Annotated in this window: 15 protein-coding genes and 1 pseudogene; 7 read left to right on the top strand and 9 right to left on the bottom strand. The window is 69.2% G+C overall.

The window, feature by feature from the left end; genetic code table 11:
* Nucleotides 1-44: 44 nt before the first annotated feature.
* On the bottom strand, nt 45-368 hold the full coding sequence (locus ACH414_RS31725; RefSeq protein WP_398944502.1) for a hypothetical protein: 324 nt from the start codon (nt 366-368) through the stop codon (nt 45-47).
* 875 nt (nt 369-1,243) lie between these two features.
* On the opposite strand from ACH414_RS31725, the gene ACH414_RS31720 reads away from it, so the two are divergent.
* Entirely contained in the window at nt 1,244-1,591 is a 348-nt protein-coding gene (locus ACH414_RS31720) for a PRC-barrel domain-containing protein (protein ID WP_382544571.1), read from the top strand.
* A gap of 656 nt (nt 1,592-2,247) precedes the next feature.
* Here ACH414_RS31720 and ACH414_RS31715 read toward each other — a convergent pair.
* Nucleotides 2,248-2,739, bottom strand: coding sequence for a hypothetical protein (locus tag ACH414_RS31715; protein WP_398944499.1), 492 nt, complete (start codon nt 2,737-2,739; stop codon nt 2,248-2,250).
* A gap of 1 nt (nt 2,740) precedes the next feature.
* Nucleotides 2,741-3,310, bottom strand: a complete 570-nt coding sequence (locus ACH414_RS31710) for a matrixin family metalloprotease (protein WP_398944498.1) — start codon at nt 3,308-3,310, stop codon at nt 2,741-2,743.
* Nucleotides 3,311-4,059: 749 nt separating this feature from the next.
* On the opposite strand from ACH414_RS31710, the gene ACH414_RS31705 reads away from it, so the two are divergent.
* Complete coding sequence (locus ACH414_RS31705; protein ID WP_398944497.1) at nt 4,060-5,472, top strand: erythromycin esterase family protein; 1,413 nt, start codon at nt 4,060-4,062, stop codon at nt 5,470-5,472.
* Nucleotides 5,473-5,511: 39 nt separating this feature from the next.
* Here the strand turns inward: ACH414_RS31705 and ACH414_RS31700 are convergent, their stop codons facing one another.
* Nucleotides 5,512-6,942 carry a PP2C family protein-serine/threonine phosphatase gene (locus tag ACH414_RS31700; RefSeq protein ID WP_398944495.1) on the bottom strand — a complete coding sequence of 477 codons (1,431 nt, stop codon included), beginning with the start codon at nt 6,940-6,942 and terminating at the stop codon, nt 5,512-5,514.
* Nucleotides 6,943-7,319: 377 nt separating this feature from the next.
* Between ACH414_RS31700 and ACH414_RS31695 the strand changes: the two are divergent.
* A pseudogene (locus ACH414_RS31695) lies at nt 7,320-7,537 on the top strand (IS5/IS1182 family transposase); the annotation flags it as partial.
* An 18-nt stretch (nt 7,538-7,555) separates the two neighbouring features.
* Here ACH414_RS31695 and ACH414_RS31690 read toward each other — a convergent pair.
* Complete coding sequence (locus tag ACH414_RS31690; protein WP_398944521.1) at nt 7,556-8,050, bottom strand: hypothetical protein; 495 nt, start codon at nt 8,048-8,050, stop codon at nt 7,556-7,558.
* A 225-nt stretch (nt 8,051-8,275) separates the two neighbouring features.
* Here ACH414_RS31690 and ACH414_RS31685 point away from each other — a divergent pair, with 225 nt between their 5' ends.
* The 4 genes from ACH414_RS31685 to ACH414_RS31670 all read left to right on the top strand — a co-directional run bounded on the left by ACH414_RS31685 (nt 8,276) and on the right by ACH414_RS31670 (nt 11,258).
* Nucleotides 8,276-8,809: a tetratricopeptide repeat protein gene (locus ACH414_RS31685; protein WP_391768431.1), complete on the top strand. Its 534-nt coding sequence runs from the start codon at nt 8,276-8,278 to the stop codon at nt 8,807-8,809.
* 642 nt (nt 8,810-9,451) lie between these two features.
* Nucleotides 9,452-9,847, top strand: coding sequence for a copper chaperone PCu(A)C (locus tag ACH414_RS31680; protein WP_382544557.1), 396 nt, complete (start codon nt 9,452-9,454; stop codon nt 9,845-9,847).
* A 30-nt stretch (nt 9,848-9,877) separates the two neighbouring features.
* A complete protein-coding gene (locus ACH414_RS31675) occupies nt 9,878-10,252 on the top strand; it encodes a hypothetical protein (RefSeq protein ID WP_391768430.1) in 375 nt (124 codons plus the stop codon).
* Nucleotides 10,253-10,841: 589 nt separating this feature from the next.
* Nucleotides 10,842-11,258, top strand: coding sequence for a hypothetical protein (locus ACH414_RS31670; RefSeq protein ID WP_398944493.1), 417 nt, complete (start codon nt 10,842-10,844; stop codon nt 11,256-11,258).
* A gap of 164 nt (nt 11,259-11,422) precedes the next feature.
* Here ACH414_RS31670 and ACH414_RS31665 read toward each other — a convergent pair whose 3' ends face one another.
* From ACH414_RS31665 to ACH414_RS31650, 4 genes are all read right to left on the bottom strand, one after another.
* A complete protein-coding gene (locus ACH414_RS31665; RefSeq protein ID WP_398944491.1) occupies nt 11,423-12,439 on the bottom strand; it encodes an NADPH:quinone oxidoreductase family protein in 1,017 nt (338 codons plus the stop codon).
* Between the two features lie 46 nt (nt 12,440-12,485).
* On the bottom strand, nt 12,486-12,851 hold the full coding sequence (locus ACH414_RS31660) for a MerR family transcriptional regulator (RefSeq protein ID WP_398944489.1): 366 nt from the start codon (nt 12,849-12,851) through the stop codon (nt 12,486-12,488).
* A gap of 505 nt (nt 12,852-13,356) precedes the next feature.
* Nucleotides 13,357-14,310: a sigma-70 family RNA polymerase sigma factor gene (locus ACH414_RS31655; protein WP_382544542.1), complete on the bottom strand. Its 954-nt coding sequence runs from the start codon at nt 14,308-14,310 to the stop codon at nt 13,357-13,359.
* Between the two features lie 22 nt (nt 14,311-14,332).
* Nucleotides 14,333-15,364 carry an ABC transporter permease gene (locus ACH414_RS31650; RefSeq protein WP_398944487.1) on the bottom strand — a complete coding sequence of 344 codons (1,032 nt, stop codon included), beginning with the start codon at nt 15,362-15,364 and terminating at the stop codon, nt 14,333-14,335.
* Nucleotides 15,365-15,631 lie beyond the last annotated feature (267 nt).

The following is a 15,631-nucleotide window of genomic DNA, read 5'->3' as shown; positions in this document are numbered from 1 at the left end:
GGCCTCTTGCAGGAACGAGTCTTGCCGGCGTCCTGATGGGCCTGTCACGTGCTCTGCTGGAGTCGCTCCGCAGCCTGAGCAGGGGTGTCGTAGTAGCCAGGGCGTGCCAGCAGGACCGAGCTGAAGTAGTAGCCCTGCTCTTCCTCGGGCTCGTCGTCGGCCGCGAATGGACGCCAGAAGCTCAGCAGCAAGTCCGGGGCAATGAATGATGCATCGTCCTCAGGATCTTCCTCGATCGAGGTGAACTCGCCCACGCGCTGGACAACCTCGCGGGCCGGAAGCGCGAACACGTCCACACCCTGAAACAACACTCGGTCCGTGTGGGACGACGGCCTTCCCAACTCGATGGCCTCAAGCATTTCTCGCATGCAGTGGATGCTGATCATCAGCCCGCTGGGACGGAAGACGTGCTGCGCCGGCCGATCAGACTCCGAGATCGCAGAGAGATCGCAGAGGGATTCCCAGTGCCGAGTTGGCCGCGTGCCGAGTCATACCGATCCGCAACGGGCCAACGCCGGTCGGTGGGGCGAGGTCGAAGTCCATGCGGGCATGATCCCAAACGGGTCTGTCAACGAGTCGCGAAGGGCCATCAAGTCCCGGCAGGTTCCAGGGCATGAGAGCTCCACAGAAGTCGGGCCCGAGCCCGCTACCTATGGACAAGCCACCCGCGCGAGCGGGGAACAGCGGACTGAGCTGGAGAAGCTCGACCCCCGCCGAGGGGCCATCCCGGACGGGGACTCCGGGACAAGGCCCCGGGACGGGCCCCGCATGGGCGGGCGGGGAGCAGGGGAGACAAGGGCACACCATGGCCACGCGCAAGAGGCCTCCCCACACCTCCGGCGGCGGTCGGGGAGGGCCGGTTTGCCGCTGGGACTCGATGATGTCGCGGACTCACTGCTGGTGCGAGCTGACTGGGTTGTGCTCAAGCTGGGCTGAGAAGACCGGGCAAGGGCCGCCGTTCGGCTGACTGCGTCTGCGCGGGAAGGCTGTGAAGCCGCGTGGGCGACCGCCACCCTGAGGCCCCCCCGACGGCTTGCCGTGCTTGATCCAGTCGACGACCGGACCGAGCCCGCCGTACATGCGGACGTCCCGTCCCGGCGGGATACCGGACGGGGCGTCGTCAAGCTCTGGAATGGGAGATTCGACGGAGACCACTTATTCCGAATGGAGTGCCTGATGGTGGGCACGCGGATCAAGCACAACCGCACATTCCGCACTACGGGCATCGACTAGGGAGTCCTGAATGAACAACGACATGTGGAGCTACGTTCCGACCGCGGGTCACGGCCCGGACGATGACCTCACGGGGTACAAGGTCGAAGCCGTCGATGGACACATCGGCAAGGTCGACAAGTATTCCGCTGAGGTCGCCAACCAGTACATCGTCGTCGACACCGGCGTATGGATCTTCGGCAAGGAAGTTCTGCTTCCCGCCAGCACCGTGACGGCCATCGACAACGAGGAGCGGCGGATCCTGGTCTCGCTCACCAAGGAGCAGATCAAGAACGCGCCGGAGTTCGACAAGGACAAGCACCTGGGCGACCCCGCCTACCGCGACCAGCTCGGCGGCTACTACGGTTCGGGCCACTGAGCCCTCTCAGGGACTGGCGGAGATCTGCCCACGGTTTTCGACGACTTCGACGCCGACGGGGACGGCTACGTGGCGCGGCATGAAGTCGAGCAGTACCCCCGCTACGTGAGGCATGCGCCACTTCCGGTGGGAAACCTGCCGTCCGTGACCGCCCCAGGACGCGAGTGGTCAGGCGGCCGGCGTGGCACGAACGCAAAGGACGACCGGTAAGGGGCGATACCGGCCTCCTGGACGCCATTTTCGGGCCGCCCTCCCAACCGAGCGGCCCGCCTCAGCGAAGTTCGACAGGCCCCTGCACAGCGGGCGGGGCGGGCGATCCTTGCCGACTGGCGCATATCCCTCGTCTGGCCGACCTCGTGTACCCCTGTGCCTCCTGCGGTACCTCGGTCGCCGGGCCTCGGGCCACCTGCGATACATGTGGGACGTCCCGGCCGATGCCGTTGAGCCCCGCTCGTGCGCACGGCGGTCTGGTGCAGCGACTGTCACGAGACTCGGCCTGGCCGTGACGGCGCCGGACGGCCTCGAAGCAGACTCGACGACGAGCACCAACCATCCGGCGGGCAGCGGCTCTGCTCGTGCCGGCCGCACCCCAAGTCCGGCGAGCCCTGGGCAAGCCCGTAGGACCCGTCGGGCACCTTCGGAGTGCTGCACTCCCCCTAGGGCGCGGACGTGGTGTCGTCGCACGGCGGCTCGACGAAGTGTTTGTCGAGCTGCGTCTTCCAGTGCGCTGCGATGGCCTGGGAGGTCTGGCCCGCCGGTACGGGCCGGGTGAAGCGGGCCAGCCAGGTGCCGTTGTCGGGGCCGAGGACCGACACCTCGTACCGGCTGCCGGCCTGCAGCGTCATCTCCACGCCCTGCGGCAGGCCGATCTCCGCCTCGGCCGGCAGCGTGCCCTTGAAGACGGCCAGGGTGCGGACCTTGAAAGTCTGCAGGCCGGCGTCCTCACCCCTGGCCAGAAAGGGACCGCGTTCGACGACATCGACCAGGGCGAGGTTCTTCGCGCGCGCCGCTTCGGCGGCGTCGGTCGAGGTCGCTTCGCACAGCGACTCCACACGGTCGGTGTCGTCCTGCTGAGAGTAGGCGAGGCCGCCGACGCCTGCCGCGGCGAGCGCCACGGCGAGGGCGGTTCCAAGTACGAGCTTGTTCATCTCAGCCCCAGAGCTTCTTGTAGCTGGTCTTGTCGACGTCGGGGATCCACGTGATCTCGTAGCCGGGCGAGGGCGCCGTCTTCCACATGACGGAGACGAGGGTGTCGCTCTTGTGGCACAGGCCCAGGGCGTGCCCGAGCTCGTGGAGCGCGACGTAGCGGCGCAGGTTCTTCGAGGCGCCGCCGAGCTTCTGCTTGTTGAAGATGATGTAGTCGGTGGCACCGAAGGATCCGTGGCGCTCGTACCTTCCGAGGGGGTCGGTCGCCCGGGTGCCGAGGTTGGCGTCCTTGAACTCGACGTCGTTCGACGTGAGCGCGGAGTCGGCCACGATTTTGATCTTCGAGCCGGAGTACTGCCACCCCGAGATCGCGAACTTGCGGGCGTCGTCGTAGGCGGTGTTGTCCGTCCAGCGGATCTCTCCGTCGTCGACGGCGGAGTTGGCCTTGAACTCGGTCTCGCCGCGCACACACGGGGCCGCCGCTGCCGCGGTGCGAGCCGCAGGGGACGGAGCAGCGCCGGCGAGGGCCGCGCAGGCCACGGCGGCGAGCAGCACGCGTAAGCGTCGCCTCATCACGGCGCGTAGCGTAGTGGCCGCGTTGGGGAGCAGCGGGACGATTGGAGCGCGCCACACCCGATCGGCTGAAGGGCCTCAGGGGCGCCGCCGTCTCCGCGACGTCCCGGCGGGCCAGACGGCGTTCGAAACAGGCGGCAGGCTTTTGATGGCTACCTCGCCGAAACGTGTGGCCGCCGATGCCGGTCTGATTGTGGGCGCATTGGGCGACTTCCCAGCGGGGCAGATGGTTTTGGGCTGGCCCTGGGGGGCTGCGACGAGAGTGCGGCGGTGGGCCAGTCGGCGGTCTGGGTGCCGTGGAGGAGGCAGGCAACGCGCTGCTCGGCGAGTCCGGTGCGGGCGGGCAGTTACTCGGAGGGGACCTTCCCGGTGGCCTCCGGGACCTATGACGACACCGCCCACCGTGACGATCCTCCGGCATCGGTGTGCCCGCAGAGAGCGTGGAACCACGAGAACGAGAACGCGTGATTCGTCCTGAACCAGCCCTGGAGCTCCGCCGACGCGCACAAGCCGACCAGGAAGTCCGCAACCGCCTGCTTCACACTGGGGAACTCGGTGTGAAGCCCTGGCGGATCGCCCCGTCGTCGATACCCCCTGAAGCTGGGTAGGGCGGCATCCTTGCCCTGCCGTGCCGACCTGGACCGGGGGCCGGGCTCGGTTGCCCGCCCCCGATGGTGTAGCTGGCTCCCGGGCCGGTCGGGGGGTGTACGGGATGGTCCGGGGGCCCTCGCCCGGCGAAAGTTGGGGCCATGAACACGCACAAGGTCCTGCTCGCCGCTCTGCTCGCCCCGCTCGGTGCCTCCCTGGCCCTCGCCCCGGCCGCCTCCGCCGTCACACCGCCTGCCCCGCCCGCCGCAGCGGCCCCGGCCCAGGCTGCCGTGGTTGCCGGCCCGGATGAGGCCGTGGCCGCCGCCTTCCGCTCTCCCGAGGCGGCCCTGGGCCGGGTGGCCCATCCGCTGCGCACCACCGAGCCTCGTGGCGATCTGGCTGACCTGCGCCCGTTCGGCCGGATGGTCGGCGACGCCCGGGTGGTGGGCCTCGGCGAGGCTTCCCACAGCTCGCACGAGTTCTTCACCGTCAAGCACCGGGTCTTGCGGTACCTGGTGGAGGAGCGGGGCTTCCGCGCCTTCGCCCTTGAAGCGCCGTGGAGTACCGGGCTTCGACTGGACGCCTACCTCGTGCGCGGGGAGGGCGACTTGAAGCAGATCATGGACGAGGAGTTCCAGGGCACCTACCGGTGGTGGAACAACGCCGAGTACCGCGATCTGTTCCAGTGGATCCGCGCGTACAACGTCAGGCACCCCGACGACCCGGTCCGCTTCGTCGGCGACGACAGCGGCTTCGCCGGCGCGGCGCTGTACGACAAGGTGAACGCCTACGCGGCCTCGGCCCGCCCCGACCTCGCCCCGCAGCTCGCCGAGCTGTACCGGGGTCTGCGGCCCGCCGCCGACGCCGAGACGTACGTCAACGACTACCTGTCGAAGCCGCTCGCCGAACGCAAGGAGCTCGCCGAGCGGACTGGCCGGGTGGTGAACCTGCTCAGGCAACGGCCTGCCACGGGCGCCGACGCCGACGCGTATGCCTGGGCCGTCCAGCACGCCACCGCGATCCACCAGATGGCCACGCTGTTCGCCTTCGACTGGGACGACCCGCGGAGCACCCCCGACCTCATGCTCTACCGCGACCGTGTCATGGCGGAGAACGTCGCCTGGTGGCAGCGGCAGACCGGCGACAAGATCGTGCTCGCCGCCCACAACGGCCACATCTCCCGCAAGACCTACATCCCCGGCGTCTACCCGAGGGTCCAGGGCGACTTCCTGCGCGAGCAGCTGGGCAGCGGCTACCTGAGTGTCGGTCTCACCTTCGACCACGGCTCGTTCAACGCCTTCGGCACAGACGGCGCGGTCCACCGCTTCACCGTCGGCCCGGCAGCGCCCGGGACCGCCGAGCACACCCTGGACCGGGTGCGGTACCGCGACTTCGTCGTGGACCTGCGCAACGCCCCGACGGCGGCCCGCGCCTGGCTCGCCGCACCGCACACCGTCAAGAACATCGGCGCCACCTACCCCGGGATCGCCGACGCCCCGCAGATCCGACTCTCGGAGTCGTACGACGCCGTGATCCACCTCCAGCGGGTGGAGGCGGCCCACATGCTCAAGTAGCACCGGACCCGCGCGGCGCGGCGGCGGCGGGGGCGGAAGTCACCGCGTCATGTGCAGGACGCAGATGTCGTCGCCGCTGTCGCCGGGCGCGACCAGGGCAGAGACCAGACCGTCCAGGAGTCGTGGTGCGGCCAGGTCGATGGCCTGCGCGGTGTCGGCAAGGCGGGCCATGCCCTCGTCGATGGATTCCCCTGGCCGTTCGATCAGACCGTCGGTGTACAGCAGCAGATGGTCGCCCGGACGGAGTTCGACGATGGACGCCTCGAAGCGGGGATCGTGGGCGGCACCCAGCAGTATGCCCGCGGGGGCAGGCAGGAAGCGGGCGGAACCGTCGCGGACAAGCAGCGGCGGCGGGTGCCCGGCGCGCACCCAGGTGAGGCGGGAAGCGGCGGGCTCGTAGACGGCCATGATCATGGTGGCCGTGTGGAAATGCCGCCCCGAGGTGTGCATGAGCAGGGTGTTGAGGTTGGCGAGAATCTCCGGCAGCGGGGAGCCGGTGATGGCCATGCCCTTGGCGGTGAAGCGAAGTTGGGCCATGGTGGCCACCGCATCCAGGCCGTGGCCGGCGACGTCGCCGACAACGAGGAGGACGTTGCCGTCGGGCAGCTCGACGGCGCTGTACCAGTCTCCGCCAAGCCTGAGCCCTTCCTGGACGGGCAGGTAGGCGACGTCGACGGTCAGCCCCGCCAGCCTCAGCTGCTGCTGCGGGACGGGGAGCAGGGTGTCCTGCAGGCGGGCCGCCAGGTCGCGCTCCGCCGCCAGCTGGCCCTGCTGGGCGAGCACACTGCGCTTGTGCTCCAGGAGCTGTCGTTCGGCGTGCTTGGCCGCGCTGAGGTCCTGGAAGAGACCGTGAACGCGGACGGGCCGGCCCAGGGCGTCGTTCTCCGTCTCGACGACGATCCGCACGTGACGCACCTGCTGGCCGGGGAGGCGGATGCGGAAGGTGCGGTCCACCGGCTCACCGGCCTTCAGCAGTCCCCGCACCGCCTGCTCCATCACCGGGCGGTCCTCGTCCTCGGCGTGCACGGCCAGCTCCTCCAACGGCACGGGCCCCTGGTCGGGGTCACGGCCGAAGATCGAGTACACCTCCTCGGACCAGACGATGCTGCCACGGACCAGGTCCCGGTCCACCCAGCCCATCCGGCCCAGGCTCTGCATCAGGGCCAGGCGCTGCTGCTCACGCTCGGCGGAGTCGAGGCGGGCGTAGGAGACGACCAGGCCGCCCTGGCAGCGGACCACGCGCAGCCGGTAGCGGGAGCGGTACTGGAATCCGGCGGTGCTCTCCTCGTAGTCCGTCTCCCCCTCGTACGGGGTGCCGCCTGCCAGGACGTCGAGGTAAGTGCGCCACAGGTCGGTGGCGTCGATACCGGGGTAACTGTCGACGAGGCTCAGTCCGACCAGGTCCGGGCCCTGGCGCCCGACCGTGTCGAACGCCTCGGACGAGGCGGCGGCCAGTCGTAAGTCCGTCACCCGGCCGTCGGGAGCCCGCCGCGGCCTCAGGAAGACCACCGGTCCGAGCATCGCCTCGACAACCTCCCGGACCACCTCCGTCTCCGGACCTTCCTCGTCTGATGGGCCGTTGTCAGGCTGGGCCGCCGGCGGCCTGAGGTCCGTCATGCTCCGATCATGGCACGCTGTCCGCGCGCCGCATGCCTCACACCTGACGTCCCTGCCCGTCTTCGGTGACGCTCGAAGCCGGCAGGCTAGCGGCGCCGCTACCGGCAGGGCCGGCGCCACTGGGGCATCGGCGTCGCCCGCGGACCTGGCGCCGGCACGTCACCGTCACGCCGTGGTGCCGTACGACGGAGGCGTGGGGGCGCGCCAAGGCCGTTCGTGTACCTGTCCGCGCCGTCATTCCCCAGCCGTCCGACCGGGTCGGCCACCGTGTGAGGCGAGGCCGCACGGTGGCCGACCGCCCGCTTTCGACGCCGAGGCGTACCAGCAGCGCAAGGCCGTCGAACGGTGCATCAACCGGCTCAAGCAGTGGCGCGGCCTGGCCATGCGAACGGACAAGCTCGCCATCGCCTTCGAGGGCCCACTGCGCCTCGCAGCCATCATGATCTGGCGCGGGCTTGGGTTCGGATCAGCGGGAGCTGTGCGCTGCCTGGAGGGCCGCCCATTCCGAGGCTGGGAATTCGTAGCCCCAGCGCCTCCGGTACCCGTCTGTCCCGTGCTGGGGGAGAAGCTCCTCAATCATGGTCATGAAAGCGCCGGCAAAAGCCTCTGTTGGTAGCCGACCAGCCCAAACCAGCCTCGCGTCTGACCACCATGACGACGGCTCGTTCAGGTCCGCGAACTCCACGATCTGAACGAAGACCTCCTTCTCTGTCTGGTTGAAGAAGACTCTCGTTCCGCTCGGCTCACCGAAGAACGTCACGAAGGTCGCACTGCACCCAAGGAGCAGATCCCGGACGCCGTTCATGAACCCGGCCAGGACCTCGGGCCCTACATAAGAGGCGCGCACCTTGTGTTCCGCAGCGTTCACCCGCCACGACCAGGTGGCCGATCCAGACCCACCGAGCTTGCAGTGCATGCTCTGGCCATGCGCCAACGAAACGTCGAAGGGACGGTCAGCCATGCCTTCTCCTCTGCGCCAGACGCTGCCGGCCCTGGAAATCGCCGAGTCAACCAGGACTCGCTCACGAGCATGACGATGCCAGAGAGGGATCTGAGAGACAGGCCCTGGGGGATGCCTCGCGGACCCATCGGCCTGCCGACGGCCAAAGTGCTCATCTCCGAGGGGCTGAGAGGTCGCGCGAAATGAGTTGCATCGACTCGGTTTCGGTGTGAAACCGTGGGCTGCGTGAGTGATGTACGTGAGAGGGACGCAGCGCTGAGGCGAGCCGTACAGCTGCGGGAACAGGGTCAGGCCGGGCAGGCCCGAGAACAGCTCGTGGAGCTGGCCGAGCGGTATCCGGAGGATGCCGAAATCGCTTATCAGACGGCCTGGGTACACGATGTTCTCGGTCTGGAGCGTGAAGCCGTCCCGTTTTATGAGCGGGCTTTGACCGTTGGGGACCTGTCTCCCGAGGATCGGCACGGAGCCTTCCTCGGGCTGGGGAGCACTCACCGCGTCCTGGGCTCCTACGAAGCGGCTGCACAGACGCTGCGACGTGGGCTTGACGCTTTCCCCGACGACCCGGCACTGCAGGCCTTTCTGGCCATGGCGCTGTACAACCAGGGTGCAGGCCGGGAAGCGGTGCGGCTGCTGCTGAAGACACTGGCCGCCACGAGCGGCGACCGTCGGGTGCAGGACTACCGACGGGCGATCGAGCACTACGCCGACGATCTGGACGGTGTGCAGCAGACGGATGGGGAGCCGCAGGAGAAGAGTTGAATCAGGGGCGGTGCCGGGGTCGCTCGTCCCAGCGGTGAGTGACCCACACCCGTCGGAGCAGGCTGCGGACGGTGATGACGGGGTCGGCGAAGTCGAAGAAGGCACTGATCACGATGGTGCGGCGGGGGCGGGCTCCGCGGACGGGCGGAGCACCGAGACCGGGCAACCGATGGGCCGGAACGCGGCCAGGGCCAAGCCGGCGGACGAGGTGGGCGGCCTCGGCCGGGAGCCCAGGCAAAGGCGGTGCACGCCGTCCACATCATCGGCCGCGCCGAACAGGCCGACAGCACAGAAGACTCCTCCGCACGCCGAAGGGCGGCGCCCCGAACAGGGTGCCGTCCTTCGCGCGTCCCGAGGAGGCCGGAGGGGCCTCGGGCCGGCCCGTGGAGTCGAGGAGTGTGGCTATCGCGATGCCGATGGTCGCCGTCGTCGTCGCGAAGGCACCTGCGCCGAAGACGCGGGCCGTGAGGCTGCTGGCCCCGAGAAGCGCGGTGACGATCCCCGCGCCGAGCCCGACGGTGACCGCACGTTTCAGACACTTTGTCGAATATCGGCCATATATGTCACGGAGAGGGTGGCGTGGTCGTTGATTTCGGGGGCCCGAAGTCTGGCCCCTGCGACCCACGACAGAAAGGCGCGCCGATGAAGACGCCCGTCTCGGTGTACGTCACCACAGTCCCGGAGACCACCTGGGTGCGGTGGCTGCCCAACTCCCTGCCTGCCGCCGGCTACACCACGCTGAAGAACTCCTCCGACGAACCCATCGACGTCACCAAGATCATCAGCCCTGACTACAAGAACATCACGATCTACCAGACCGTCACGGACTCCGAGTCCAAGAGGATGGAAAAGGTCGACAAGATCACCATCCCGGCCAAGGGTGAATTCAGCCTCGTGCCCGGCAAGTACCACATCATGTTCGAGAAGCCGACCCACCTGATCACCCCCGGCGACAACGCCAGGGTGATCTTCTTCCTGTCCACCGGCAGGGTCGTCAAGACGCGGATGCCCGTCCGCACCTCTCCCTACCTCGACTGAACCGCCCCCACGCAAACCTGGAGCACCCCTATGGGCATCTACCACCTCGACCTCGGCGACACCCAGACCGAGGAGCTCGACGACGTCATCAACCTGCTCATCGGCGAGACCGAGCACGATGTCGACACCTTCATCACCTCCGACCAAGGAGCGGACGGACCCCGCCCCGGCAGCCTGATCATCGTCCGCAACGACGAGCGCAACGCCGCTACTTCTCGCTGGGTGGAAGCAGTCGAGGACCTGACCACCGAGCAGGACGTCATCATCATCGCCGGCGACCCCACCTCCCCCGAAGCCCGCCGCCTCCACCTCACCAAGGCATGGGCAGCCACCAGCTTCCACGAGGACGAAGACGAAGACCCCGAGGCCATCGCCCTCGCCTTCGCCGACATCACCGTGAAGTAACAGCGCAAAGCACAGCCAGGCACGCCGCCCCTCAAGATCCACTCTTGTTACGCGGCGCAGTCCACTCCCCGGGGAACGCGGCCGACGGACAAGCCGTCGCACTCGTCCACGAAGCCGACGACGAAGCACATCAGCTTCCCCCGGTGGAGCCTGACGCCTCGGAAGAACATCCGGTGAAGGCGCCACCTCGATGATTTCGCGCCCCGGCGTCGTCGCAACTCCCGGCGGCAAACGGGCAGAGGCCGGTTGATACAGAGAGCCACTCGCCTGTGAGGCGCCTGTGAGGCAGTCGCTCAGCCTTCCACCGGTGGTGCCTCTCCCCCGTCGGTTCCGGAGCAACGTAGGCGGAGAATCGTGCCGGCAGTGCGTCGGTGCACCGGGGGTCAGCAAGGCAGCCTGCCACGGCGCGGAAGGTGTTCAGCGCCATCCGGAAGTCACCCCCCATGCGCCCGCGAAGGCGCGGTACGCGGCACGGCGGAACTGCAACTCCCCAAGGCGGCGCAGGTAGTTCTCCGTCCTGCCGCGCCTTGCGTAGGGTGGTGGGGTCTTCGTGCGCCGACACGGGTCTCGCCCACAGGGGGTCATCATTTTGCGTACACGTCTCGCCGCAGCCGCCGCCACGCTTGCCGTCAGCGCCGGCATGCTCGTTGCCACACCAGCCGCCGGCGCGGACGTCCCGGACAGCCAGTTCGACGTCTACTACGGGCAGACCTACACCTGGGGCTCCATCAAGTGGTACAACCGGTCGGTCGTCGTGGAAGGGACGCACAAGTCGGTCAGCCCGACAAGCTGCCGGGGCACCACGGTCTACACCCTGGACAGCCAGGGCCGGCAACTGAGCGTGAGCTGGAGCATGTACGCCGTATGCGGCGACAGCGCCCGATTCACCATGACCGTCCCCGCCGACGTTCCCGGCGGAGCGGCATTCGTACGCGTCTGCCTCGACAATGGCCGTACCGACCCCCCGATCACCGCCCTTGCCTGCAAGCGCTATGGACGCCCCTGACCCCGCAGGGGCAGCGCGGAGGGAGTGACTCAACGTAGGTGCGCGCCGTGGACGGCGGCCGGACGTCGCTCGTGTGCGCGCATCGGTGCGTCGCTCACCCCCTGCTGGTGATGCACGAGGTGCATCACCAGCAGGGGGTGAGCGTACGGCGGCGCCGTCCGTTCCTAGCGCCAGGGGTCGAGGGCCAGCTTGCCCTGGGTCCGGCCCGCTTCGAGTTGCAGGAGCAGCGCCGGACCTTCGGACAGGGGGTGCACGTGCGGGGTGCCGGGTGGGTACACGCCGTGGGCGATGAGTGCCTCGATCTCGGCGAGCAGCGACTGGTAGAGGGACGGGGCCGCAACCGCCAGTGCGCCGATGTGCAGACCCTTGATCTGGACCTGGTGCGTGAAGACCAGGTCGTGTGTGGTCAGTGTGGCGTCGCCGGAAGCGGCGCCGAACACGATGATGCGTCCTGTGAAGGGCTTGGTCACCGACAGGCTGGTCTCGAACGTGGTCTGGCCCACCGATTCCAGGACCAGGTCGACCCCGCCGGTCAGGCGGGTGATCTCCGCGGCGAGATCAGGGCGTCGGCTGTCCAGCACCTCGTCGGCTCCGAGGGCTTTGACAGCTTCGTGCTTCGCTGGTGAGGCCGTGGCGATCACCCGCGCTCCGTAGTGGCGGGCGAGGCGGACCGCGGCCTGCCCGACGCCGCCCGCTGCGGCATGAACGAGGACCACCTCACCTGCCTTGATCTCACCCAGCGGCTTCAGGGCAGCCAAGGCGGTGGCCCAGTTCAGCACCAGGCCCAGGGCTTCGGCGTCGCTCCAGCCGGACGGCACGGGAAGCACACCCGCGGCCGGCATCGTCATGTACTGCGCGAAGGCACCGGGGCCGGTTCCGACGACGTGGGTGCCCAGGGGCAGCGGATTCCCGACTTCCGGGCCGACTCCCACGATCTCACCCGCCGCCTCGAAGCCCGCCGCGTACGGTGCCTGCGGGCCTCCTCCGTAGGTGCCGTGGGTCTGCATCACATCGGCGAAGTTGACCCCGGCGGCGCCGACCCGGATCAGGTACTCGCCGGGGCCCGGGGCGGGGCGGCGGTGATCCGTCACGAGAGTCAGGTCCTTCGGTCCCCGGTGCGACTGCTGGACCAGTGCGCGAACGGTCTGACCGGTGGTGTGGGGCTGGCTGTTGATCTCCATGTGCCGACCGTAGGAACCTGACACTTGTGTCAACGTCAAGCGGCTGTCAGAGATCAGTACGGCGGGCTTCTCGCAGATAGGCGTCGAGTGCCGCCTGCTGGTCGCTGAGAACGGCGATGCGGGCAGCGAGCCGATCGCGATGTCCCTGCACCTCGTGCAGGAACTCCGCGCACACCATCTCGGTGCCGGCATCCGATCCGTCGGTGAGGCTGGGCAGGATCTCCCTGATCAACCGCACGGGCAGCCCGGACTCCAGCAGCGATCGGATGACGAGCACCCGATCGATCGTGGACTGACAGTAGTCGCGGAACCCATTGCTGAAACGGCCGGGGACGATCAAGCCCTCATCCTCGTAGTGCCGCAACGACCGGGCACTCACACCGCTGACTTTGGAAGCTTCGCCGATCTTCATACCTGCAGACAACGTCCGGGAACACCGCACTCTTCCACCACTCGCTACGCCGAGTAGACGGCCCGCTCGGGCGTCAGCAACCTCATGTCTCGCAACGTCCAGAGCACGGTCCCCCTGAACAGCGAAAGGGCCGCGCCTCGACGATTGCTGCAGCCTGCGATCCGAAGCCGACGGTGACGAAGGCGGCGGCGACGGCGATGGCGATGGCGGCCAAGGCGAACGGCGGCTGCGTCCCGATTGTGCGCGACGGCCGTCTCGACCGCGTCCAGGTGCGTCTTCTCGTGGCTCCGGCTTCCCGCCATCACCCGGTGCCGCTTGGCGCCGGCCACCACCGAAGTCATCGCCTCCACCAGGTCGGCTCACCGCGCCACGAGCGTGCCCGCGCCTCCTGCTGGGGCTGCGAGACACCGATCTGCCCGGCCTGGTGACCGGACAGCACCTCACTCGGCTTGCCGCACAGCTCCGCCAGACGCCGGCGCTGCGCCTGGCCGCGGTCGGCGTCGGGTCACCACTGGGCGATGAGCGGCGTGTCCGGTCCGTGCTGCCGCCAGGCCTCGGCAAGGCGGACGAGGCGGGCAGGCGCGGCGATGCCGCGCACGGTTGCGATCTTGCCGCCGGTGATGTCGAACGTCACGGCGCCGACGACCTTGCCGTCGGGCACGAAGAGGATGGCGGGGGCTCCGTTGAGGAGCGCGTAATGGACGGCTGAGACGCCGCCCGCAAGTCGCTGCTTCGCGGGTGTGGATGTGAAGCCGGCCCGTGCGATGGCGGCGATGCGCTGCGGAGTGTCGTACCGCAGCAGCTTCTCGGTCAGGCCGGCGCCGTCGGAGATCGCGGTCGCGTCGTCGGTGAGCAGCGCCACCAGGCGTTCGGTACGGCCCGAAGTCGCGGCGGCGAGGAACTCCTCGACGATCCTGCGGGCGGTCGCCGGGTCGACTTCGGCGCCGCCGCGGCGCGCGGCGGTGATGCGGCGCCGGGCCCGGTGGAGGTGCTGCTGGCTCGCGGACTCGGTGATGTCGAGGATCTCGGCGATCTCGGCGTGGTTGTAGGAGAAGGCTTCACGCAGGACGTAGACGGCCCGCTCCAGCGGTGACAGGCGCTCCATGAGGGTCAGTACGGCCAGGGAGACCGATTCTCGCTGCTCGAACGTCGCGGCCGGGCCGAGCATGGGGTCGCCGTCGAGGAGCGGTTCGGGCAGCCAGGCGCCGACGGTGCGTTCCCGGCGTGCCTGTGCCGAGCGGAGCCGGTCGAGGCACAGGTTGCTGACGACCTTGGTCAGCCATGCTTCCGGCACCCGGATCCGCTGCCGGTCGGCTGCCTGCCAGTGCAGGAACGCGTCCTGCACGGCGTCCTCCGCGTCGGCGGCGGAGCCGAGCAGCCGGTACGCCAGCGAGGCCAGCCTGTCACGGCTGACCTCGAACCGAGCGGTGTCGAAGGGATCATGGGCGTTGCTGTCCACGCGAAGCACCCTAACTAGGCGGCTACGCGGCCGCGTTCTCGGTGGACGCGTCCGGTGCGGCAGCCAGGCGGCGCCGGCGCTTGGGCAGACCGCCGGCCAGACACAGCGCGACGCCGAACACCAGCCAGGCCGTGAGCACGAGGACGGAGTGGGTGGCGCCGTGCCCTTCGAAGAAGGCTGTGGAGCGCAGGAGCCGGCCCCCCGCCCCGGGAGGCAGCAGCTGGCCGAGGGTGCCGGACCAGCCGGGCAGCATCTCGGGTGCGGTCGAGGTGCCTGACAGGGGGTTGCCGATGAGCATCATGGTGACGGCGCCGAGGGCGAAGCCGGCGTACCCGAGCAGCGACTCCAGCCCGATGACGCTCAGGGACGTGGCGGCGGTGGCCAGGGCGATGGCCCCGGTGTTGGCCAGGTAGGAACCGTCCAGCGAGCCGAACCAGAACTGCAGGATCGCTGCCACCGCCAGGCCGCCGGTGATCGCGAAGGCGAGCGCCCCGCCGACTCGGGGGGCGGTGCCGCGGACGAGCCTGGTCAGAAGCAGGGCGGCGAGCAGGCCACCCATGACCAGCGGCAGGGCTCCGGCGGCCAGGCCGGAGCCGCGCGGGTCGTCGGCCGGCAGGGCGACGAGTTCGCGGACGGGGGACGTCTTGCCGGCCCGCGGTGCCTGACCCAGCCCAGCCGCGACGCCCTGCAGGGTCTGGGCGACCGCTGTGCTGGCGGCCGAGGCGGTGATGACCTGCGGGGTGCCGGAGCTGACGTCTATCGCCCCGTACACCTCCCGGTCGCGGATCAGCCGTTCAGCGGCTGCGGCGTCGGCGACCTCGGTGACCGCGAAGCCGTTCGGCAGACGGTGATCGAGCGCGGCGCCGACCTGCCTGACCGCGGGGGGCGGCCCGGCGACGGCGATCGGTACGTCATGCACGTGCGACCGCACCGCCGGCCAGGTGAAGGCGGTGAGCAGCACGCTGACGAGCGCTGTGAGCAGGACGACCGTCCTGGCCACCGCCGGCCAGGGCGACGGCAGTGTGTCGGCTGCGCCGCGGGCTGACGTATCCATGCGTCCTCCTCGGACAGGGAGCTTCTTCGGGTGGTGACGGGGACCCAGGTCGGTTGCACACCCCGGGGCGGGAGCGGTCACGCCCGGATGCCGGCCCGGCCTCGCAGGTGGGCGGCCGGCATACGGCCCAGTGTCAGGGCGCTGAGATCGAAGACCCTCACGCCCGGGAGGAATGGGGCGAGGGCAGGTGTGCGATGCCCAGCACGACCTGTACCGAGACGAAGTGGAGCAAGCCGGTGGGGCGCGGCGGTGCACCGCGGGCCTACC

The organism is Streptomyces sp. NPDC020422 (assembly GCF_044386705.1).
Taxonomy (GTDB): domain Bacteria; phylum Actinomycetota; class Actinomycetes; order Streptomycetales; family Streptomycetaceae; genus Streptomyces.
The sequence above is the reverse complement of the archived record's forward strand: the minus strand, read 5'-3'. Positions and strand labels throughout refer to the sequence as shown.

Excerpts from the sequence above, each read along its gene's own strand:
- ACH414_RS31725 (WP_398944502.1), bottom strand. The coding sequence starts at position 368 with ATGCGAGAAATGCTTGAGGCCATCGAGTTGGGAAGGCCGTCGTCCCAC.
- ACH414_RS31720 (WP_382544571.1), top strand. The coding sequence starts at position 1,244 with ATGAACAACGACATGTGGAGCTACGTTCCGACCGCGGGTCACGGCCCG.
- ACH414_RS31715 (WP_398944499.1), bottom strand. The coding sequence starts at position 2,739 with ATGAACAAGCTCGTACTTGGAACCGCCCTCGCCGTGGCGCTCGCCGCG.
- ACH414_RS31710 (WP_398944498.1), bottom strand. The coding sequence starts at position 3,310 with ATGAGGCGACGCTTACGCGTGCTGCTCGCCGCCGTGGCCTGCGCGGCC.
- ACH414_RS31705 (WP_398944497.1), top strand. The coding sequence starts at position 4,060 with ATGAACACGCACAAGGTCCTGCTCGCCGCTCTGCTCGCCCCGCTCGGT.
- ACH414_RS31690 (WP_398944521.1), bottom strand. The coding sequence starts at position 8,050 with ATGGCTGACCGTCCCTTCGACGTTTCGTTGGCGCATGGCCAGAGCATG.
- ACH414_RS31680 (WP_382544557.1), top strand. The coding sequence starts at position 9,452 with ATGAAGACGCCCGTCTCGGTGTACGTCACCACAGTCCCGGAGACCACC.
- ACH414_RS31675 (WP_391768430.1), top strand. The coding sequence starts at position 9,878 with ATGGGCATCTACCACCTCGACCTCGGCGACACCCAGACCGAGGAGCTC.
- ACH414_RS31665 (WP_398944491.1), bottom strand. The coding sequence starts at position 12,439 with ATGGAGATCAACAGCCAGCCCCACACCACCGGTCAGACCGTTCGCGCA.
- ACH414_RS31660 (WP_398944489.1), bottom strand. The coding sequence starts at position 12,851 with ATGAAGATCGGCGAAGCTTCCAAAGTCAGCGGTGTGAGTGCCCGGTCG.
- ACH414_RS31650 (WP_398944487.1), bottom strand. The coding sequence starts at position 15,364 with ATGGATACGTCAGCCCGCGGCGCAGCCGACACACTGCCGTCGCCCTGG.